Genomic DNA, 21,636 nt, shown 5'->3' with positions numbered 1-21,636 from the left:
AGGTGTTTTTAATAAGCGCCAGTAGCGTCTCTAGCCAAAGCGCTCCTGAAAATAATCCTGAGTATCTTCCAAAATATCCTGATAATCATCTTCGTCGATTTCTAATACATTAAGCACTTCATTTTTGACAAGAGGCCAGTCCGGTGTTGAAACAAACCGTTTTTGGGTATGGACTAAATTTTCAGCCATTTTTAATGTGGCATAGCTAATTAAAGATTCTTGGTCGTGTGGCTCAAATAAAAACTCGGTATCATGATGGCGTAGAATGAGTTGGCATATCTGTTTGGGTAAATGCCAGCTAGATGCCAGATAAAATCCAACAACCGTGTGACTGGTGTTATATACCTTGCCTTCAAGGGCAATCAAAGAAGCATCATTGTTATTGGCTTCATTGAGCAGCTTTACGTAGTCTGGGTATTTTACCGCCATTGCAGGTATACCCGCATCATGGAACAAGCCAAGCATATGTAAGTTCTCTGATGGTACTTTTGATTTTACTTTTTTACCGATAAGGGTAGAAATAGCGGCAATTTCGCTAGAAGTATCCCAAAAGCGCTCTAAGCTAATACAGCACTTGGTTTGTTCAAAAGCCTGTTGTAATAAACAACCCGTAACCAGTTGCGTCACGCTATCCAAGCCCAAAAACATAACGGCTTGTTTAATGTCGGTGATGGTGCGTGACATGCCATAAGTCGGTGAGTTGATCACTTTTAAAACGGCAGCGGAAGTAGATAAATCAGTGGCAATTAACTGAGCTATTTGATTTAGCTCAGGCTCGGGTTGCTGAAGCTCAGATTGCAGGCGTTCTAACAGCTCGGGCTTTGGCGGTAAATTAAAGCCACGTTTTATGTCTTTGATAATTTTATCATCGATATTGATCATCACTATTATCCTTAGGCACGGTGTTTCAATAAGAATAGTCTATTTCTGAGAACAGTTATTGAGCTGAATGTTAAATTTATGTAGTTATCATTCGTCTGATTTATTGCTCCGATCAATAAAGTTAAGGTACAGTTAGCCGACTTTTTTATTAAGGAACAACTATGGAATCACAAGCGAATAGTGAAGTTAGTAATGGCGCAGTGGCTCGTTTTTTAAACTTTATAGAGCGGGTTGGGAATAAATTACCAGATCCGGCCATGATCTTTTTATTTTCTATGTTATTGATCTGGTTATTATCTTGGGCCTTTTCGAATACGCAATTTGAATCAATTGACCCAAGAACTGGGCAAGCAATTGTAGTACACAACTTGCTCAGTGCAGATGCGCTCGCACTTTTTTTATCATCAATGGTTAAAACCTTTACAGGTTTTGCACCATTGGGCGTGGTACTCGTTGCCATGTTGGGTGTTGGCGTTGCTGAACACTCAGGTTATATCAACGCTGGTCTTAAGTTGATGCTTAAGCGCACCCCACAGTCATTATTAACTCCGTCAATCATTTTGATAGCAATCGTGAGTCATACGGCGACTGATGCCGGTTACGTTTTGGTGATCCCAATTGCCGGTGTGATTTATTATGCTATGGGACGCCATCCTCTGGCGGGTATTGCGGCAGCTTTTGCCGGTGTAAGTGGGGGCTTTAGCGCTAACTTTATTCCCTCTGGCATTGACCCGCTATTGCAAAGTTTTACGCAAAGTGCGGCGCATATTATTGATCCACAAATGTCGATTAATCCATTGAATAACTGGTTTTTTACTTCGGCATCTAGTGTGTTTATCATTCTGTTAGGTTGGTATATAACAGATAAAATCATTGAACCACGCTTAAAAAATACTCCAATTGATGGTGACACAGAGAACCTGCCAGAGTTTCACGAAGTAACAGATAAAGAACGCAAAGGTTTTTATGTTGCGTCAAGCGTTATGATTGCGGGTCTTGCGCTATTAGCTTATGCCGCCAGTGGTGAAAGCTCAGCCCTGCGCAGCCCTGCAGGGTCATTGACTGATTTTAGCGCGCCCTTAATGCAATCAATAGTGCCACTCATCTTTTTACTATTTTGGATCCCAGGTATGGTGTTTGGGTTCATGGTGGGTACTTTCAAATCATCAAAAGACATGATTGATGCCATGAGTAAGTCTATGGGCAGTATGGCTTATTACATTGTAATGGCATTTTTCTGTGCGTTATTTATTTCTGCGTTTGCGCAATCAAATTTGGGCGCACTGTTAGCAATTGAAGGTGCTGAGGTGCTTAAAGCTATGGCATTGCCAAGCAGCATTACCGTTATTGGTATTATTTTCTTGACGGCATTTGTAAACCTATTTGTTGGTTCTAGTTCTGCAAAATGGGCGTTACTTGGGCCTATTTTTGTGCCTATGTTAATGCAGCTAGGGATCTCACCAGATTTAAGCCAAGCGGCTTATCGGGTAGGCGATTCCAGTTCAAACATTATCACGCCGTTGATGCCTTACTTCCCACTGGTTGTTGTGTACTGTCAAAAGTATGTTAAAGGTACAGGTATAGGTACTTTAATTGCTATGATGTTGCCCTACTCAATTGCATTTTTAATTGGCTGGAGCCTGTTCTTGCTTGCTTACTGGGGATTAGGTATTCCTCTTGGTTTACAGGCAAGTTATGAATATTTAAATATGTAAATAAATTAGCTAGTTTTGGCGCCTTGTTGGTGATATTTTTTAAGGTATATTTATGTCGCCACAAGGAGCCAAACTGTGCAGTACCTTACAACAAACACCGCTGAAATACTCAAACACTTTGACACTATACATAACTATATTGAACAATCTTATTGGGCTGAGCATATTCCTAAAAAAACACTGCAAAAAGCCATTGAAAATAGTGTGAATTTTGCAGTGATAGAAGAAGAAGTTGGGCTGCTAGCATTTGCTCGGGTCATTACCGACAAAGCAACTTTTGGCTATTTGGCTGATGTATTTGTGTTGCCTGATTTTAGGGGACAAGGATTAAGTAAAAAGATATTGTCAGAGGTAATATCTCATCCTGAATTACAAGGCCTAAGACGCACCATGCTCGCAACCCGAGATGCTCATTCTTTATATACTCAGTTTGGTTTTGAGCAAGTAACTGATGCCAAACCGCTAATGCAAATTCATAAACCAGATATTTATGTTAAAAAAATATAACGATCTTCTTTGGTAATGCGCACAGACTCCTAAATAAACATCATAAATCCACAAAAAGTTGGCGTTTTATCGCTTTAATGTGGTTTTTAAGAAGGTAAGCAGTGCGAATTAGAAGGAAGGTTATTTCGTATATTGCTGTCATTGTATCAGCTGCAGTGATAGCCATAGCAACAATACTCACTTTGTTGGCTAAACCTAAAGCCACATGGCTTTACAAGATCTACTACACACTCGTTTAGTGAGCATTCGAGATGCTTTTACCTACTGGGATTTAAGAGATTGTTGTTTCAGGCGTGTTAGTTGATATCGAACTGTCGCCGTTGCATCAGGAGAATTGCTCATGTCTTATTTGTCCCAAATTAATAAATAATTTGACACGCATCATAAAGCATGTTTGGCGGGGATTCATTGCAAAATTAGCACGTTAGTGCTGTATTGGTTTAATATTGAACAGTTTGAGCATAACTTATACTAGCTCGTAACTTATATGGGAGAACACTCGCTGGACGTATTTCGAAACCATGTGAAATCTATCTGTAATAATAGTGAACGTAAATGTTATCAAGTGTTATTTTCTATCGAGAAAAATCATTTGTTGCTGTAGAATCAACAGCTGATTTTTATATAACAATAAATTAACTAGATTGTACTAGGTGAGTAGAGATTATACATGAATAACAAAATTAGATGCGCGGCACTTCTAGCTTCACTTTTAAGTAGCGTTGCAGCCAATGCAACCATCGTCGAATTTCAAACAACACAAGGCACATTTCAAGTCAATTTGTTCGATGAAATTACACCAAAGACGGTAGAGAATTTTCTAAATTATGTAAATACCGATAGTTACCAAGGCACAGTGATTCATCGCGTTGAAACTAATTTTGTCGTGCAAGGTGGTGGCTTTTACTATGATGGTAAGATCCCTCTTAACGCCATAGAAACAAATGCTCCAGTTGTAAATGAGCCTAAGCTTTCTAATGTGAGAGGCACGATAGCAATGGCTAAACTGAGTGGCAAAAAAGACAGCGCAACAAATCAGTGGTTCTTCAACCTGAATGACAACAGTGCAAATTTAGATGTGCAAAATGGTGGTTTTAGCGTATTTGGGCAAGTGATTGATGGGGGGATGGAGGTTGTTGATAAGATAGCTCATATTCCGTTATGTGGTAGCACGCCGTTAGTCGACTTTACTGCTGCTCAGTGTACAGACAAAGATACTCAGCCTGCAGGCAATAACTTCATTACCATTAATGCAATTACTGTCATTGATGATGCGCCCAACACTGCGCAATCTTTAGTACCTAAAGAAAATACTCTAATCACTACTACACCGGTCGAACCGGATCCTCAGCCAAGCACTCCGTCATCATCTGGTGGGTCATTGTTTCTTTCATTAATGCTGATGGCTGGTTTAGCTGTTTCAAAAAAGCGCATGTAAATCATTGTGGTGCGGAGAATATGCTCCGCACATTCAGCCTTGAGTCGTGTTTTAATAGCTCGATATTTAGAACGATAGATGCGTATTGTGCTATTTAGATTGGAGGGCGTTAGTTTTTGAATAGAAAATATAAATGACAGCGCTATTTTATGTATCAACTGAAAAAGGTGAGGGTGATGATTTTACATCACTGCAGTTGCATCAGTGTACCTTCGGTAAAGGAAGGTGAAATTATGCGCTTTTCGCTTTTTTAAATGACCCTGTCAGCATAGGTTTTAAATCCCTCAATAACAGCTTTCCACTGGTTTCAAAGTTTGTAGTTTTCGTTGATTTAAACCAACCTAGATGACATAAGAACATCAACGTCTCTTTTGCTTTGCTTACAAACTGTTTTTCAAACTCTTCTTCAGAGAGAATAGGTGTATATGTATTATCACCAATTGGGTTGTTAGTGGTCGCATTGGGGTAGTTTTCGCCAGTAATTAACCATTGCGCAAAAACCTTTGTTTTCGGGTGTTCAAAAAATTTGCTAATCACCGAAAGTGTGGGTTCCCGCTCGCCTTTCTCATACTTTCGGTATGATGGTACTGGGATTTCTAACATCTCCGCAAAGTTTATCTGTGACTCATCAACACAAATCCGTAGTTGTTTTAATCTTGTTGCAAAAGTATTTGACATATAACCCAATCCGATCAATTATTTTACCAGTTGACCCAGATAGGCTACATCAAATAAATTGACTTGTCTATTTGGGGGTTTTAGGGGCTGTGAATTTGGTGAAGTATTTTATATTTATTTCATCACCTTCGCGAAAAGTTAGGGCCGTTAAGCGTTTAGTTGTTTGCCGTTTTGGCAAAATCATGAGTTGCGGCAAAACGCTAGCCATTACCAAATACGGATATGTAATGAATACGATACGAAGAAATGAGCGCGTGCGCAAAGCGCAAACTATGGCTGCTAGACAGTATATTCCTGCAACAATCCGCAGGTTAAGACGCGAAATGAAGCTGACTCAGGCTCAATTAGGAAAGAGCTTGGTTACGCCGGTAGATCAGGCTACGATTTCCAACTGGGAATCAGGTAAGACAGAGCTAACTGCCTGCCAGTTGCTGGATATCATGATGTTATTTGGCCAGCCTAACTTTTTGTCGTTTATTGAGCAGTTTGAACCCACTGAGCTTGTTCAACAAAGAGAGTCAGCTTAAAAATAAAAATTCTGTGCTTTGCTGAGCAACAGCAGCGGGGCATGCACTTAAGTTCTCGTACCTGTAGCAGTTTAATTAACTGCATTCCGCTGGTGAAATAGACTTCAATAACAGTGAGTTGTTTATTTCACCTTTTTTGAAGCGCAGTACTACTGTTTTGTTCTATCTTTGATTACACCACTATTTATTACACCACTATTTATTACACCACTATAATAGATGCACACTCTTTATGGGTGACAGCATAAAAATTCGTATCACAAGACAGGCGTATTATGAAGGCTGTACTTTAGGTGAAGAGGCGTACGAGGTTGGTCGTGAAACTGGCTATCAACCTCGAATATTGAAGTGTGAAATTATTCGATAACTGAATTGATTTTGTTTAAATCAGCAAAATTTACATGGTTAGAGAGTGCTTGTTCAACACCTTTATCTGTCATTAATTCTTGCATTGTAACCTGTCCCACAAATTCAAAAGATTTTTGCAAGGCAAGAGGATCGAGTGTTTGTGCGTTTTTAAACTCTGTTGGGCAATCACGAGTAAGTAGTCTGTTACAATTTTGCCTACTTTTTTATCTGTATCGACTCGAACATCATTTGTAACTGCCGAATGGTCAGAAATTTCCAGGTGAGCGGCCATCGCGAAAAATCCACTTAACAAGATCTCTACGCTCTTTACCGTTTAACGAATCAACTAAGCAAGCTCCAAGCTTTTGGCTATCAGCATACGATAGTGGGGTTATAAGGCATGTAACGACGTAATGCCAAGTAAGACTAAGTTCTTTATCTTCATCTAAATACCTTTGTATACGATTGGCACACTCATATTCACACGAGAGTTATGCAATATTGATAAACTTAATGAAAGTTGTACAAAGCAATAGTGCAGCTAGTGGGTAAAAGAACAAAAAAGACCATTTTATGGCGCATTAAAGAAGATGAGAATTTCTCAAATTGACCATACATCGTTATGTTATTTACGTTTTTAACCACCATTCTTAACAAAAAAAATACAAATGGACCTGTTTTGTGTAAGTTTCTATGTTAATTTTTTGTGTTTTGTGCCATATTAAAGAGTAACAGAGTAGGAGTGACGGATTTTGAGGTGTCACTCCCATTAACATTCACTTGGTTAGCACGGAATGATCACATGACCTATGTAGCAAAAGAAGCCGTATCGTCAATCAATAGTAATCCAGCTTTTTCTAAAAAAAATGGTATTAAGTGTTTCTTATTGAGTATGGTGATTGCATTATCTTCATGTGGTAGTAGCCGAGTTTATCAGGGGAAAGAGTTGGCGATTGCTTACTTAAACAACTCAAATGCGCAGCATAATGTTCGTGAGCAAGAAGTTACTGGATATCAGGTTCGGATCAGTTATCAAATCAATGGCTCAACCACGGTAAGTGGCATGGGAGTTCCTGTTACTGAACGCTTGATTGTTACCGCAGATCATGTGGTGCGAAACTTAACCGTAGGCCAGAGCGTTGACGTGCAAATGGGAGAAATTGGCAAACTGTCAAAGCCAGTTGCAGCACAATTGGTGATGCGCTCACCTGAAAAAGATTTGGCTTATCTAAAATTGACGCAACATGTGTTGCCGCGTAACGCAGTACCTAGCTGGTGTGACAATCATCAATTAGGGGATAAGGTGTCGATGACTAAGCTATCTGGCTCTGCCACTTTAACTGTTGCATCGGGTACTTTGTCAGGTATTACTGACCGACCACGAATGACGGATAGCTTCAATGAAAAAGCAGCAAACAACGGGGTTGAACCTAATAGCATGCTGGATGAACCCGTGAACTTTGTATTGCTACACAGAAATATGCAAGGCGGGTTTTCAGGCGGTGCGATGTTTAGTGTTAATAATAACTGCGTAACGGGTATTTCTTCTATGGTGGCAAGTTTTAATGACTTAGCCCAGCCTCAGCGCTATGAATCTGTAAAAGAAGCGCTAAATAGAAAGTACTGGTCACAAAACAGCAAGGTGCTTGCTTTTGGCATACCAACCAAAACTATACTGCAATACGCTAAAGGACTTTAGCTTGCCTCAAAACGTTCGTAAACTAATTGATTAGCGAGGTGCGTAAGTATCTCGCTTTTTGCCTATAGTGGTAGCACATATACAAAAACTGTGTATAAAATGCGCCTAGAAACAATTAAAACAACAAGTTATCTAGGGAAGGCACTTATAATGCAAAGCTATATATTAAGCGCACTAATGGCCATGTTTGTGGTGTTTTTTTCAATCACAGTGCAGGCATATCGCCTGCCAAGTAATGATGTTTTAACACAACAAAGCGTTAATCTAACACTCTCTCCTGAGCAGAGTCTCTTTTCTGGCCAAACAACTTTAACCATCAACTACTTACAAAACACCACAACCGTGTCTTATCATGCTAGAGCACTGACAATAAAATCAGTTACGCTAATGTATCAAGGCCAAGCACACGTTTTAAATATTGAACAACCAAATGAATTTGATATTGTGACGCATCAGTTGGCTAAGCCAATAGTAGGAAAAGCCCAACTGGAAATTAGTTATACGGGTGAGCTGTCACAAAACACTATGGGACTGTTTGTCTCGTCCCAACAAAGTGATGCGTCTTATATTTTTTCACAGCTACAAGAAATGGAAGCGCGCACTGTATTTCCTGGGTTTGATGCACCGGATAAAAAAGCGCGCTTCGAGTTTAGTGTTGATATCCCTAAACAATATGATGCATTGCACAACACGCCGGTTGTTTCTAGCCAAGTACAAGGGGAGCGCAAAATCGTTCGCTTTGCGCCGAGTCATAAAATATACACCGATGTGTTGGCTTTAGCGGTAGGGAAGTTTCAATCGGTTGAACTCAAAGACACAGCATTTAACTCGATAGTATACGCACCTAAAACGATAGCGCTGAACTTGCCCACTGATATGAACGAGTTGGTAAGCAATACCGTGCGGTTTATGGAAGAATACCTCGACTATCCATTTCCTTATACCAAGTTGGACTTTTTTGTTGCTCCTATTGATGGTCTAGCTGCAATGGAAAATGTAGGTTTAATTGCCCTCAATACTAATCAGATCCCACAAGTGGGGGCTGATGGTTTTGAAATGTGTCGATTTAGAAAGCTAATTGCACATGAAGTTATACACATGTGGTTTGGCAATGACATTACCATGAGTTGGTATAACGACTACTGGATGAACGAGTCATTCACAGAGTTCTTTGCGGCCAAAGTAGTACAAGCGTTTTACCCTGATGAAATGGCGTGCACTTTTAATCCTCAATCAGCCACACTTTCTTATGACACACACAGTACTAGAGCATTGCGCAGTGAGGTTAAGTACCGAGGTGATAATGAAGCGGTTGGTCAATTAGTGTACACAAAGGGGCGTTCGGTGTTCGAAATGGCAGAGCTGGCCGTAGGTAAAGCGCAGTTTAAAACTCATATGCGTGCCTATGCTAAACAGGTGGCAGGGGCAAATACCAGCGCGTCACTATTTATACAGCACTTTGCTAACATACTGTGGTTTAAAGAGTTTATTAACGCCTTTATCACCCAATCACACTATCCCCTGTTAACACTTAGCAAACAAAGCGAGCAGATATTTATTCAACAAAGTAGTTTTAACAGCAACCAAGAAAAAAGCTGGACCATACCATTAACGCTCAAAATATGGGATGGCAAAAAACTTAAAACACAACAAGTTGTGCTCGATAAACCTCGTATGATCATTAATAATATACCCGCAGATGCGCAGATATTCTTAGACACAAACGGGGTAGGGTATTTCAGATATTTAGACACAACGGGAAATGGCGAGTTTCCAGTTGAGCAGCTCAGCCGCGCTGAACGAGCCTCATACAGCGATAATCAAGAGGCACTCGCAGTGGCAGCTAAGATTGACTTTATGCGTTACGTTGATTCACTCATTAATATGATTAACACTTTGGAGCATGATACAAGTGACGTAAGTGAAGCGCTCTCTACTTTGCAAGATACCTTTGTGACCCTTATACCTGAGTCGCTAAGCGGCGAATACGCTCACTATTTGGCCTCTCAGTTACCGAATATCAGCAATTGGTCACAGTTGCTTGATAATCAAAACGGTGGATTATGGCTTGAATTGTATGGTCTGTACTTACACTCACCTAGCGCTATTGAAGCGGCTAAGCGGATGTCTAAAAACACGCGTTTAAGTGAGCTTAACCACCGCACTGCGGTATTGCGTGTATTAGCGGCTAACGCCAGCGATCAAGCGTACCACACACTGTTAAGCCAATTTACACATAGCGACAGGCAAGTGAAAGAAGACCTACTTGACGCTTTAGGGTATGGCAACAGCCAAAAACAAGTTAAAGCCTATTATGACTTGCTACTGAGTGATGTTAGCAAGGGTCATGACATAGATTATCGCTTTCAGTTTCCCGCTTTTTCACCAAAACACCGTGCCTACGCAGGGGAGTATATTGCACAGCACAAAGCAGCCATCAGCCAGCGTATTGCCGAAGACAAACTACAGTGGTTTCCTTTCAACTTTATCACCGCTTGCTCGGCCAAAGATGCAGATATTGTAAAAAACACCTTTGCAGATTGGCAGGATGTACAAGGCTTAGATGCCAAACTCAGTATTGTGCTTGAAACTATCAGCGAGTGTGAGGCTAATGCTAAAAATAGCTTGCAGAGCATGCGGGATAGGCTAGGAAAAAGCATGCACAGTTTGTGATAGTAGGCGTATGATCCCGCATACCCTAAGCTGGATGTGGGATCTTCTTGATGAGCTCGCAATTACAGTAAAGTTATTCCTAAATAGCTAAATGAGATAAGGTCGCTGTTTACTTTACACTTTAAATCGACAAACTACCGCATCTAGCTCTTGTGTTAACTGATATAACGTTTCGCAAGCAACAAGACTGCTTTGTGCCGCATCTGCGGTAGATACTGTAACATCACTGATGCCCACCACATTATTATTGATTTCATTCACGACCACATTTTGTTGCTCTGTTGCCGTGGCTACCTGAGTACTCATGCTTTCAATGGTATCGACTGACTGATCAATGGCATTTAGTGCTTCACCAGCTTTGGTCGAAGAAGCCACGCTGTTATCCATTTGCAACCTACCTGTTTCTATCGCTTTAACCGCATTTTCTGAGCCGGTTTGCAGCTTTTCAATCATTTGCTGAATTTCCTCGGTAGACTTTTGGGTTCGCATTGCTAAGCTTCGTACTTCGTCAGCAACCACCGCAAAGCCTCGCCCTTGCTCTCCAGCACGTGCTGCTTCAATGGCTGCATTCAGAGCCAGCAGGTTAGTTTGTTCTGAAATGCCGCGGATAACACTTAATATTGAGCCTATAGATTCGGTGTGTTGCGCCAGTTCATTGATAACTTGTGCCGAAGTCGTCATTTCATTGGCGAGTTGCTCAATGTAGCCAATGGTCTCTTTGACAACAGTGTCACCTTCGGTCACTTTTACAGATGCGTTTTGGGCGGCAGACGCAGTTTCTGTCGCATTACAGGCTATCTCTTCAATCGTTGCTCCCATTTGAGTCACTGCCGTGGCAACCTGCATGGTTTTATCTCGCTGCACGGTTAATTCTTTTGAAGTCTGCTTACTTAACTCGTTTACTTCCTGAACATTGTCTCTCAGTTGGTGACAGCTTTGTTGCACCTGCTGAATAATACTGTGTAGCTGCCCGGTAAAGGCATTGAAATTTGAGGCTAGCGCGCCAAGTTCATCCTTAGATTCAACAGGTAAACGCTGTCGCAGGTCAGCTTCGCCTTTAGCAATTTGGGATAACGCCTGTGAAATGCGCTCAATGGGCGCGCTAATACCACGGGCGACAAAAACAGAGAGGAATAAAAACAGCACAATGACTACCACAGCAATCAGAGCACTATTTTTGGTTGCGTGACTTAAGGCCCCAAACACCTCACTCTGAGGTATTAAGCCGATAACATACCAGTCAAGTGCCGCGATGTAATCTGAAGCAGCAAAGTAGGCTTTACCGTCAATTGTCGCTTCCTGCAGTGTAAAAGACTTATGTCCTACCAACTGATTAGCTTGCTCCTTTAAGCCAGACATAGAATTGAGAGATTCTTTGTCTACTAACGCAGTATCAAAGTGGATCTTTACTTTGCCATCGCCAGAGACGACAAAGGCATAGCCGGTTTGGCCAATTTTAAAGTTATTAATATAATCGACCAAGCCCTGCATACTCACTCCCATGCCGGCGACACCGATGGTTTGACCTTTGTTTTTTATTGCATAATTGATAAACAGTGTCAGTTGGCCTGTAACTTTATTAGGGCCAATGCCACTATCATAATCAGGACTTTTATCAAAAAACTGAAAAAACCAGCTGTCAGCAGGCTGAGACTGTGACATAGTCTTAAGGTAACCATCCTGAGTAAAGTAGTCTTTGGTTTTTCGCGAACCAATAAATGTTTCTCCAGCCTTGTTAACGTTATTTAATCTTGCCAGGTATGTTTGTATGTCATCACGTTTGGCTTTGGGTTCACCATTTTCGAGCCATTTTATTAAAAAACTATTCTCAGCAATTTGTTTAGAAGCATTGATACTGCTATTCATTTCATTTTCTATTTTAAGGCGGACAGTTTGCATTACAAACGGTAGCTCGTCTTGCTCAAGTCGGTCTTTGAGAACGTTAGTTGTCAGGATGTTGTTTAAAACAGCCAAGATACAAATAGCGAGCAGCAAAGCTGTTGCCATAGAAACTATCAACTTGTATTTGATCGACAAGTTTTTAAAAAATATAGGCATAGTTAGCTCCCGAAGTCGTGTGGTGATGCTGTTCACATCGACACCTCTACACAAAGATTAGGTGGTATTTCTATTTACGCCATTATGAGTGGAATTTTTAGTTAACATAGTTGGCTTTTTTGGGTTGGGTTTCGGGAATGTTAGGGTGTAGTTTGCAAATTTTTCGTAAACCATACTAATCTAGAATCGGTGCCTCACATTTTGCTGAAGGCTTGGCCAAAACGCGTTTAGCTTTGTTTGTTAATTGCTCACCGTTTTGAGTCAAGTAAATAATGTATAGATAAGGCTTGGTTGTTGGAGCTCTTTATCGTGAAAAATTTGCTGTTTTTTTTATTAATCTACATGGAATCTGTGTTTGCAAAAGAAGTTATTGTTAGTCTTCCGCACAGTTTGCCGCCTTGGGTTATTGATGACAGTAAAGGTTTGGCACTAGAGTTGGTACGCGATACATTACTTCAAGCTGGTCATAGCTTTATGCCAGTTTTTGTGCCGCTGCAGAGGCTTGATTGGGCGTTAAACCAAACAAACGTAGATGCAGTCGCTATGATTGAAAACCAAGCGATTGAAAAGGTTTTTTATTCTCAGCCTATTGGTTTATATGAAGCAGTCATTGTCACGTTGCGCTCCAAGCGTATTACCGTGAGCAGTCTTAGCAGCTTGGAGAATTTAATCGTAATATCATTTAAAGGTTCGACTGAGGTGTTTCCGCTATTGGCTTCGGTTGCTAGTAAAAGTGATAATTTTATGGAAGTTACCGATCAGCAAGGTCAGGTTAGTATGTTATTTAAGCATCGAGCGGATGCGATTATTTTGGATAGAAACTTGTTCGAATATTGGAGCGGGCAACATACCGACGCGTTATTTCGACAAGAGCCCGATATAATACCTTTAAGTCGCATCATTCCTACCTCGAACACCAACCCAATTTTTGTGGTATTCAAAGAACAATTAATCAGAGACCAATTTGATACAGCGCTTGGCAAAATGCGCGCTAATGGTAGTTTTGAGCGAATTTATGCGCAATACCTGCGGCGCTAAAGGTGTGTGCTTTTTGCGACAATGGTCAGTTGTACTTTTGGTTGGCTTGGTATTGATAGCGCAAACTGGAATATTGAGGGCAAGATGATGAAAACACCTTTATTGTTATTATTGTTAGGCTGTAGCAGCATGCCACTTAACGCAGAAGTTTTATGGCAAGATTTTAGCGTTACCTATTTAAATGGCAGTAACTATCGAGTTGATGGCCCAGATAAGCAGGTGCTCACTTTTGAACATGTAGCTGGTACCAGCTGGGGCGACAGCTTTTTCTTTTTAGATCATTTGCGTACAGATAATGGTAAGCGTGAAAACTATTCTGAATGGTCGCCGCGTTTAAGTTTTAGCAAATTGTCTGATAAATCGCTGCAGTATGGCGTGATTAAAGATGTGTTATTGACCAGTACTGTAGAGATGTCTTCGCAGCGAACTAATTATCTGTACGGTGTGGCTACAGATATAGAAATCCCCGGGTTTAGCTACTTTAACCTGAACTTTTATCGCCGTAATAACGACGGTGTCGCCGACAACTGGCAACTTACCACGATTTGGGCTTTGCCGTTTACATTGGGTGAGCTGCAATTTTTGTTTGATGGCTTTATGGACTGGAGTAGTGCGACTGAAGACCAAAGCGCAAGTATGAATATGACATCACAACTTAAATGGGCGCTACATCCACTGTTTAACTGGAAATCTAAACTCTATGTTGGGGTGGAATATGTCTATTGGCAAAATAAATACGGCCTAGCGGACAGACCCCAGTTTCGAACTGATGAGTCTAATATCAACTTGCTGATAAAAGCGCATTTTTAATCGCTACAATCTCAAATAGCCGGAAAACAAAAAACCCATCAAAACAAAGCTTTGATGGGTTTTCATTTCGCTATTTGGTGGAGCTGGGGGGATTTGAACCCCCGTCCGGAAAGCGTCGACCTTCGGTCCTACATGCTTAGTATCGTCTATTGGTTAACCTTTAAGTCTCGGACGAACACGATAAGTAAAGGCGAGGCCGCTTAGTTTTAGCCCTTCAACCCCGGCCAGGGTTTCCGTAGCGATCTTGTGTAGGGTGACACTCCAGAACCAGAACCACAAGAATTTCGTGGAGGAGTGCTAGCGGGCTATTATGCCGCTAGAGCGTAGTTATCGTCGTTTGCGATTACTTTAAATACGGCTTTTTTACGAGGCCAGCCGCACCTCGACATGCACCTTAGGCTTCATGAATCCCGTCGAATCCTAATCAGCCCCTGAATACTTTCATTCAGTAAGTGGCGCCAGTATAGCGCGTAAGTAGGCAATTACTCAAGGCCCTTTTTTAGATAACTTTTTAAATATGAAATGCTTGGGTGATTATTGAACAAAACACATTTACAATCGTTTATATTTTGTATGCTGTTATGGTGATATATTACTTAACATCGGTGCGTTGTTGTGCTCAAATGGCTTACGTTACGTTGTCAATAACAAAATGGATTTGTTTTTGTAGGAAATAGAAAAATGTCGTTGTTTCGTTTTGATAAAGATATGGGTGCGGTGTATTTACTGTCTCACCCAGCAGAGTCGGGTTTTCCAGCAAGTGCTTCACAGCTGGTTGAATTACTTGAGCAATCTGAATTTGCAGACTTCGATATTATCCACGCAAACATTGGTAAATTATTTACAAGTAAAGACGCCGATAACGAATCCCTCGTTATTGCCATGGCCATTAGCGCCGAAATTTCCATTCGAGTAGACGAAAATAATATGATGGCTGAGGCCACAATTGTGACTGCGCGTGGTGGAAATCTTGTATCGATGGATATGGCTGAGCAAGCTTTAAAAGATGCGGGGGTGAAACATGGTGTTAACAAAACGGTTTTAGAGCAGTTTTTAGGGCAACAATTCGAACAGTCTCCTGGCGAAGTGTATAGCGCTATAGTAGCGCATGGCCGCCGTGCTAAAAATGGCGATGACGCCAAGTTTGTGCGCTTATGTATGACAGCGCAGGACAGAGTACTCGCGCCGCAAGCAAAAGATGGCGGCAAAGTAGATATGCGTGACTTGGGTGCAATCATCACTGTAAAGCCCGGCGCACCTTTGATGAAGCGTATTCCGCCGACAAAAGGCGAAACTGGCTATACCGTGTTCGGTGATGTATTAGAGCCAAAACCTGGCCGCGACTTTGAATTACAAGTGCTTGAAGGCACCAAACTTGACCCAAATGACCCCAATATACTGGTAGCTGATGCTAAAGGTGTACCAGTTGCGGTACCTAGGGGCATGCGTGTTGATGACGTATTATGCTATGCCAACGTAGATGTAAGTACAGGTCATATCGAGTTTGATGGTAGTGTTATTGTTAGCGGTGATGTAAAAGAAGGTATGCGTATAAAAGCAACCGGTGATGTAACCGTGATTGGCTTTGTTGAATGCGCATTTATTGAAAGTACTGGAGCAGTCACTATCTTGCAAGGTGCAATTGGTCGAAAACGGGCCGATAACGATGAGTTTTCTTGTAGTATTAAAGCTGCGAGAACGATTTCTATTGGCTATGCGCAATACGCTCATATAGAGACTCAGCAAGACTTATTTGTCGAGCGTCAAGCGTTGCACTGTGACTTGTCGGCTGTACGCTTAATTAGAGTAGGCAAGGGCGACACACCTCGCGGTAAGCTGATTGGCGGCAAAGTGCTCAATGCACTGCGAATTGAAACTGGAGAGCTAGGCGCACCGTCTGGCACGCGTACCCGCATTGCCATAGCGCAGAACTGGTTTGAATTAAAAGAAAAGCAGAAAGAATTTAAGAGTTTTGAAAAACGTTTAACCGAAAAGGTGATGGAGTTGTCAAAAGCCAAAGCCAAAGCGGTTAAATCGCCACAATCAACTAAGCGTGATGCTTTTTTGAAAAAGCTTGAAGAAAGCGAAAAGCAACTAAACCTGCATTATCAGCGCAACCAGCGCAATATTAAAATAATCCAGCAAAAGCTATCACGATTACTTCATACTTGCCGTGTTAAAGTAAACGAGCTGATGCATCCGGGCATAGAAGTGACTATTGGGAAGGACTCAAAGCAGTTTACGCGTATTTACCCACCTCATTCGGTTAAATTAGACGAAGGAAAGATCACACAACAGTTTAATGCGCAGTAATCTTAAGGGCACTATATAGCTCGTTTGTGATGAGATTCTGAAAAAAGTTCAGAATGACGAAGCTAGTTTACAATGACGAAATAGACTCAATAAAGCTAAGTTTAACAAATGACAGCCGTGTCCAAACTCTTCTTCCTGACGAAGATCAGGAGCTTTTCTAGCAAATTGCATTGGCTAGACAGCAACTACGCAGTTGATAGCCATTTACAGTAAAGTCTCTTTTACACTGTTTTATTCGTAACTGTTTAGTTCTCAATATAATTCTTCTCAAGCGACCTAGTTGGTCACATTTTTATTTCAAACTTCAGTTCTGTTCACTATTTGGTCATCTGTGGATTTTAGACTAAATTTAAGGGTAAAGGTTGACACCGGTGTCACGGTTATGCGTTAATACAGTGACACCGGTGTCAGGTTGGGGTGAGAGACAACCTGATAGCGTACCTTTGAACGGGTAAATCAAAATGTGCTCAGTGCAATGATTGGAGTGGAGTTTTTGATCGCGCTGAGCCTTTTTCCTCTAACCTATATAGAGAATGAGTCGAATATATGTTGCATCCTCGAGTAAAAGAAGTCACCGAACGTGTTATTGAGCGCAGTCAGCAAACACGTCAAGCCTATTTAGAGCGCATCAATAAAGCAAAAAAACAAACGCGTGTTAGATCAGGTCTAGGATGCGGCAACATAGCCCACGTAATGGCAGCATGTTCAAGTGACGACAAAGCACGTTTAAAAGCTGATGAACAGCCAAACCTTGCTATTATCAATTCTTACAACGATATGTTGTCTGCCCACGTGCCTTACAAAGAATATCCAGATTTAATCAAGCAAATTGCGCAAAAGTATGATGCCACAGCGCAAGTAGCAGGTGGTGTACCTGCTATGTGTGATGGGGTTACGCAGGGACGTGATGGTATGGAGCTATCGCTGTTTTCACGCGATGTGATTGCTATGTCAACGGCGGTTGCACTATCTCATGACGTGTTTGATGGCGTATTTTGTTTAGGTGTATGTGACAAAATCGTCCCAGGATTATTAATTGGCGCTTTATCATTTGGCCACTTGCCGATTTATTTTTTACCTGCAGGGCCAATGCAATCAGGTATTCCTAACAAAGAAAAAGCGCGTGTACGTCAAAAGTTTGCCCAAGGCTTAGTGAGTCGTGAAGAGCTACTAGAAGCTGAGAGTGCGTCATATCACAGTGCGGGTACTTGCACCTTTTATGGCACCGCTAACTCAAACCAAATGTTGATGGAAATTATGGGGTTACATTTACCTGGTAGCTCATTTATCAACCCTTATACTGAGTTGCGTGACGGTCTAACGGGTAATGCCGTTGAGCGTATGTTACAGCAACTTATTGATAGCAAAGATGCCAACTGTTTGGCTGACGTAGTCAGTGAAAAAACTGTTATTAATGGCTTAGTTGGCCTGTTGGCCACAGGTGGTTCTACTAACCATGCTATTCACTTAGTGGCGATGGCAAAAGCGGCAGGCGTACAAATTACGTGGAAAGACATGGCTGACTTATCGGAAGTTGTGCCACTACTGACACGTATTTATCCAAACGGTTCTGCCGATGTGAATCATTTCCAAGCAGCCGGTGGTATGGGCTTCTTAATGCGCGAGCTCAGAGATGCAGGTTATTTGCATAACGATGTAAAAACTATTGTTGGTGAAGGGTTAGATGCGTATACCCAAGAACCTGTGTTAGCTAATAATGCCAATGTGATAATGACTGATAGCCAAGGTCCAAGCAAAGTGAAGTGGGTACCTTGTCCAGAAAAGTCACTGGATGAAGACGTACTTCGCCCAGTAAGTAACCCATTTAGTAAACAGGGCGGTTTACAGCTGCTTACAGGTAATTTAGGTAAAGCCGTTATCAAGGTATCAGCAGTGCTAGAGCAGCATCGTGTTGTTAGCGCACCTGCAAAAGTATTTAGCTCACAAAGCCAGTTGCAAGATGCGTTTGCCAATGGTGAATTAAACCAAGACTTTATTGCCGTGCTGAAAGAGCAAGGTCCTAAAGCTAAAGGGATGCCTGAGCTGCATAAATTAACGCCAGTTATGGCTACATTACAAGATCAGGGCTTTAAAGTGGCCATAGTGACGGACGGGCGTATGTCGGGCGCGTCAGGTAAAGTGCCTGCCGCTATTCACTTGGCACCAGAAGCCGTTGAAGGTGGCATTATTGCCAAAATTCAAGATGGTGACTTGATCACCTTAGATGCGCCTGCCGGTGTTTTAAAAGTGCATGTATCTGATGAAGAGTTGGCAAATCGTGAAGCACAATTAACACAACCAGAAATGACTTACGGTACAGGCCGAGAGTTGTTTGCCGGATTTAGAAATATTGTAAGCAGTGCAGACCTAGGCGCGAGCGCCTTTGGTATTGAAGAATAATAAGTGCATTGGGAGTGAGGAAGGTTATGAGCATAGAAAAGATTTTATCATCGGCACCTGTGGTTCCGGTTGTTGTTATCGACAACTTAGAAGATGCGGCGCCGCTTGCACAAGCACTTTATAACGGTGGCTTGAAAGCATTAGAGATCACATTGCGCACACCCATTGCGGCGCAAGCGGTAAAAATTATGAAAGAAACGGTGCCAGATGCTTATGTTGGTACTGGCACTGTGGTAGACAGAGCAACCTTTGAAGCCTCAGTGGCAGCAGGTGCAGACTTTATGGTCAGCCCGGGTGTAAACGATGAGTTATTAGCGCTGGCCAAAGAGTCTGATATTCCGTTTTTACCGGGGGCTGCAACGCCAAGTGAGGTGATGAAGCTTGCGTCAGCTGGTTTCAAGTATTTGAAGTTTTTTCCAGCTGAAGCCGCCGGTGGTGCGCCAATGCTAAAATCAATCGGTGGTCCGTTACCACATATCACCTTTTGTCCAACAGGGGGAATCACCCTAGAAAGCGCGCCTAAATACTTGGCGCTTAATAATGTAATTTGTGTTGGCGGCACCTGGATGTTAGATAAACAGCTTATCGCTAACAAAGACTGGCAAGCCATTGAAGCGCTTGCAAAACAAGCAAGTGAAGTTAAATAATCAAGGGGAATCGCAGCATGATCAACATCGCAATTAATGGCTATGGCCGCATCGGCCGCAATGTTTTACGAGCGCTTTACGAGTCAGGCCAAAACGAACAAATTAAAGTGGTTGCTATTAACGACTTAGCACCGGCAAACGTTAATGCGCACCTAACACAGTTTGATTCTGTGCATGGCCGCTTTAACCAAACTGTTAGCCTTAACGACAACACGTTAGTCGTTGGCAATGATGAAATTACCCTAACACAAGAGCGCGATCCTGCTAACTTGCCTTGGAAAGCACTGAATGTTGATATCGTGCTTGAGTGTACGGGCCTATTCACATCGCGTGAAACGGCGGCGAAGCACATCGAAGCGGGCGCTAAAAAAGTAATCGTATCAGCACCTGGTACTGATATGGATGCAACGGTTGTACACGGCGTTAACAGCGACGTACTGAACGCGCAAAGCAACATTATTTCAAACGCGTCATGTACTACAAACTGTTTAGCACCTATTGCTAAAGCGCTTAATGATACAATCGGTATCGAGCAAGGTAGTATGACCACCATTCATGCTTATACGAACGATCAAAACTTATGTGATGTTTATCACAAAGATTTGTATCGTGCGCGTAGTGCAACACAGTCAATGATCCCAACTAAAACCGGTGCGGCAAAAGCGGTGGGTTTAGTATTACCTGAACTTGCTGGTAAGTTGGATGGTATGGCTGTGCGTGTACCTACAATAAACGTGTCATTAGTTGACTTAACGTTCATCGCTAAGCGCGACACAACAATTGCTGAAGTAAACCAAGTGGTTAAAGCTGCTTCTGAAGGCACTATGGCGGGTATTCTTGAATACAACGAGCTACCACTGGTTTCTATCGACTTTAACCACAACCCAGCGTCTTCAGTGTTCGACGCATCGCAAACTAAAGCGGACGGCAAACTCGTTAAAGTAATGGCATGGTACGACAACGAATGGGGCTTCTCAAATCGTATGATCGACCAAGTTAAAGCATTAGGTCAGTTCTTATAATTTTAGAACGTCTGTTAATGATACAAAAAAGCCGCAAAATAGCGGCTTTTTTATTTGTTAAATAACGTACCCGCTAGCGGGTAAATGTTATGTATAGCTATTTGTGGATTAAACAGATCAATCTTGGGTTGCCTCTGGCGCTTCTTGCGCTTCTTGCGTTTTTGGTGGCAAAGGCCAGCCGCCTAGTTCTTGCCATCTATTTACAATATAACAAAATAGCTCGGCGGTACGCTCAGTGTCATACAGTGCTGAGTGGGCTTGGCTGTTATCAAATTCTATTCCCGCTGTGCGACACGCTTTGGCTAATACGGTTTGACCCAATGCCAGTCCTGCTAAAGAGGTGGTATCAAAGCTGACGAACGGATGAAATGGTGTTCTTTTAATACTGTTGCGTTCGATGGCAGCGTTTAAAAAGCCATGGTCGAATGCCGCATTATGGGCAACAACGACGGAGCGAGAGCAGCCAGCGGCTTTTTGTGCTTTTCTAACCATTTTGCATATTTCTTTGATGGCCTCTGCTTCTGCAACAGCGCCTCGAAGAGGTGAAAATGGGTCTATACCGTTGAATTCAATGGCCGATTGCTCAATGTTTGCACCTTCGAAAGGCGCAACGTGAAAATGCAGGGTTTGATCTAAACTGAAAACCCCCTCATTATCTACTTTTAAAGTGGTAACCGCGATTTCCAATAAGGCATCGGTATCTTTATTAAAGCCTGCGGTTTCTACGTCGATAACTACAGGAAAGAAGCCACGAAAACGTTGTGAGTATAGAGTTTGCTCTTGATCTGCCATAATCTTATTGATTGCTAAATTTGAACCGCACATTATACAAGTTGCGCGCAAATATGCGAATCAGAGTTTAGATAATTTAGGGTTGTTTG

At 42.0% G+C, this 21,636-nt stretch carries 16 protein-coding genes and 1 other RNA gene; 12 read left to right on the top strand and 5 right to left on the bottom strand.

Features of this window, described 5'->3' with window-relative positions:
* Positions 1-30: 30 nt before the first annotated feature.
* On the bottom strand, positions 31-882 hold the full coding sequence (locus HG263_RS03970; protein ID WP_171624751.1) for an HDOD domain-containing protein: 852 nt from the start codon (positions 880-882) through the stop codon (positions 31-33).
* Between the two features lie 161 nt (positions 883-1,043).
* On the opposite strand from HG263_RS03970, the gene HG263_RS03965 reads away from it, so the two are divergent.
* From HG263_RS03965 to HG263_RS03955, 3 genes are all read left to right on the top strand, one after another.
* Positions 1,044-2,597, top strand: a complete 1,554-nt coding sequence (locus HG263_RS03965; protein WP_171624750.1) for an AbgT family transporter — start codon at positions 1,044-1,046, stop codon at positions 2,595-2,597.
* A 75-nt stretch (positions 2,598-2,672) separates the two neighbouring features.
* Positions 2,673-3,104, top strand: a complete 432-nt coding sequence (locus tag HG263_RS03960; protein WP_171624749.1) for a GNAT family N-acetyltransferase — start codon at positions 2,673-2,675, stop codon at positions 3,102-3,104.
* A 670-nt stretch (positions 3,105-3,774) separates the two neighbouring features.
* Positions 3,775-4,542, top strand: coding sequence for a peptidylprolyl isomerase (locus tag HG263_RS03955; RefSeq protein ID WP_171624748.1), 768 nt, complete (start codon positions 3,775-3,777; stop codon positions 4,540-4,542).
* A 231-nt stretch (positions 4,543-4,773) separates the two neighbouring features.
* On the opposite strand, the gene HG263_RS03950 is transcribed toward HG263_RS03955, so the two are convergent.
* Positions 4,774-5,220 (bottom strand): helix-turn-helix transcriptional regulator, encoded by a 447-nt coding sequence (locus tag HG263_RS03950; RefSeq protein WP_171624747.1) that lies wholly within the window; start codon positions 5,218-5,220, stop codon positions 4,774-4,776.
* 227 nt (positions 5,221-5,447) lie between these two features.
* Here HG263_RS03950 and HG263_RS03945 point away from each other — a divergent pair, with 227 nt between their 5' ends.
* From HG263_RS03945 to HG263_RS03935, 3 genes are all read left to right on the top strand, one after another.
* Complete coding sequence (locus tag HG263_RS03945; RefSeq protein WP_171624746.1) at positions 5,448-5,747, top strand: helix-turn-helix domain-containing protein; 300 nt, start codon at positions 5,448-5,450, stop codon at positions 5,745-5,747.
* 1,150 nt (positions 5,748-6,897) lie between these two features.
* Positions 6,898-7,794: a trypsin-like peptidase domain-containing protein gene (locus HG263_RS03940; RefSeq protein ID WP_171624745.1), complete on the top strand. Its 897-nt coding sequence runs from the start codon at positions 6,898-6,900 to the stop codon at positions 7,792-7,794.
* A 150-nt stretch (positions 7,795-7,944) separates the two neighbouring features.
* Positions 7,945-10,467, top strand: coding sequence for a M1 family metallopeptidase (locus tag HG263_RS03935; protein WP_171624744.1), 2,523 nt, complete (start codon positions 7,945-7,947; stop codon positions 10,465-10,467).
* A gap of 114 nt (positions 10,468-10,581) precedes the next feature.
* On the opposite strand, the gene HG263_RS03930 is transcribed toward HG263_RS03935, so the two are convergent.
* A complete protein-coding gene (locus tag HG263_RS03930) occupies positions 10,582-12,525 on the bottom strand; it encodes a methyl-accepting chemotaxis protein (RefSeq protein WP_171624743.1) in 1,944 nt (647 codons plus the stop codon).
* A 309-nt stretch (positions 12,526-12,834) separates the two neighbouring features.
* Between HG263_RS03930 and HG263_RS03925 the strand changes: the two genes are divergently transcribed.
* Together HG263_RS03925 and HG263_RS03920 are read left to right on the top strand one after the other, a co-directional pair.
* On the top strand, positions 12,835-13,563 hold the full coding sequence (locus HG263_RS03925; RefSeq protein WP_171624742.1) for a transporter substrate-binding domain-containing protein: 729 nt from the start codon (positions 12,835-12,837) through the stop codon (positions 13,561-13,563).
* Between the two features lie 6 nt (positions 13,564-13,569).
* Positions 13,570-14,373, top strand: coding sequence for an outer membrane protein OmpK (locus HG263_RS03920; RefSeq protein WP_343043951.1), 804 nt, complete (start codon positions 13,570-13,572; stop codon positions 14,371-14,373).
* A gap of 75 nt (positions 14,374-14,448) precedes the next feature.
* Here the strand turns inward: HG263_RS03920 and ssrA are convergent.
* Positions 14,449-14,805: a transfer-messenger RNA gene (ssrA, locus tag HG263_RS03915) on the bottom strand.
* Positions 14,806-15,054: 249 nt separating this feature from the next.
* Between ssrA and HG263_RS03910 the strand changes: the two genes are divergently transcribed.
* The 4 genes from HG263_RS03910 (at position 15,055) to gap (ending at position 20,755) form a co-directional block, all read left to right on the top strand.
* Entirely contained in the window at positions 15,055-16,686 is a 1,632-nt protein-coding gene (locus HG263_RS03910; RefSeq protein ID WP_171624741.1) for a flagellar assembly protein A, read from the top strand.
* A 546-nt stretch (positions 16,687-17,232) separates the two neighbouring features.
* Positions 17,233-19,086: a phosphogluconate dehydratase gene (edd, locus tag HG263_RS03905; RefSeq protein WP_171624740.1), complete on the top strand. Its 1,854-nt coding sequence runs from the start codon at positions 17,233-17,235 to the stop codon at positions 19,084-19,086.
* 26 nt (positions 19,087-19,112) lie between these two features.
* Positions 19,113-19,733, top strand: coding sequence for a bifunctional 4-hydroxy-2-oxoglutarate aldolase/2-dehydro-3-deoxy-phosphogluconate aldolase (gene eda, locus HG263_RS03900; RefSeq protein WP_152086397.1), 621 nt, complete (start codon positions 19,113-19,115; stop codon positions 19,731-19,733).
* 17 nt (positions 19,734-19,750) lie between these two features.
* Positions 19,751-20,755 (top strand): type I glyceraldehyde-3-phosphate dehydrogenase, encoded by a 1,005-nt coding sequence (gene gap, locus HG263_RS03895; protein WP_171624739.1) that lies wholly within the window; start codon positions 19,751-19,753, stop codon positions 20,753-20,755.
* A 117-nt stretch (positions 20,756-20,872) separates the two neighbouring features.
* Here gap and rnt read toward each other — a convergent pair whose 3' ends face one another.
* A complete protein-coding gene (rnt, locus tag HG263_RS03890; protein ID WP_171624738.1) occupies positions 20,873-21,547 on the bottom strand; it encodes a ribonuclease T in 675 nt (224 codons plus the stop codon).
* Positions 21,548-21,636: the final 89 nt, after the last annotated feature.

It is taken from the genome of Pseudoalteromonas caenipelagi, from assembly GCF_013140855.1.
GTDB classification, from domain to species: domain Bacteria; phylum Pseudomonadota; class Gammaproteobacteria; order Enterobacterales; family Alteromonadaceae; genus Pseudoalteromonas; species Pseudoalteromonas caenipelagi.
The sequence above is the reverse complement of the archived record's forward strand: the minus strand, read 5'-3'. Positions and strand labels throughout refer to the sequence as shown.

Bases quoted from the DNA above. Each gene is read 5' to 3' on its own strand.
- HG263_RS03935 (WP_171624744.1), top strand. From the start codon at position 7,945: ATGCAAAGCTATATATTAAGCGCACTAATGGCCATGTTTGTGGTGTTT.
- eda (WP_152086397.1), top strand. From the start codon at position 19,113: ATGAGCATAGAAAAGATTTTATCATCGGCACCTGTGGTTCCGGTTGTT.
- HG263_RS03965 (WP_171624750.1), top strand. From the start codon at position 1,044: ATGGAATCACAAGCGAATAGTGAAGTTAGTAATGGCGCAGTGGCTCGT.
- HG263_RS03945 (WP_171624746.1), top strand. From the start codon at position 5,448: ATGAATACGATACGAAGAAATGAGCGCGTGCGCAAAGCGCAAACTATG.
- edd (WP_171624740.1), top strand. From the start codon at position 17,233: ATGTTGCATCCTCGAGTAAAAGAAGTCACCGAACGTGTTATTGAGCGC.
- HG263_RS03955 (WP_171624748.1), top strand. From the start codon at position 3,775: ATGAATAACAAAATTAGATGCGCGGCACTTCTAGCTTCACTTTTAAGT.
- HG263_RS03940 (WP_171624745.1), top strand. From the start codon at position 6,898: ATGACCTATGTAGCAAAAGAAGCCGTATCGTCAATCAATAGTAATCCA.
- HG263_RS03910 (WP_171624741.1), top strand. From the start codon at position 15,055: ATGTCGTTGTTTCGTTTTGATAAAGATATGGGTGCGGTGTATTTACTG.
- HG263_RS03970 (WP_171624751.1), bottom strand. From the start codon at position 882: ATGATCAATATCGATGATAAAATTATCAAAGACATAAAACGTGGCTTT.
- rnt (WP_171624738.1), bottom strand. From the start codon at position 21,547: ATGGCAGATCAAGAGCAAACTCTATACTCACAACGTTTTCGTGGCTTC.
- gap (WP_171624739.1), top strand. From the start codon at position 19,751: ATGATCAACATCGCAATTAATGGCTATGGCCGCATCGGCCGCAATGTT.
- HG263_RS03930 (WP_171624743.1), bottom strand. From the start codon at position 12,525: ATGCCTATATTTTTTAAAAACTTGTCGATCAAATACAAGTTGATAGTT.
- HG263_RS03950 (WP_171624747.1), bottom strand. From the start codon at position 5,220: ATGTCAAATACTTTTGCAACAAGATTAAAACAACTACGGATTTGTGTT.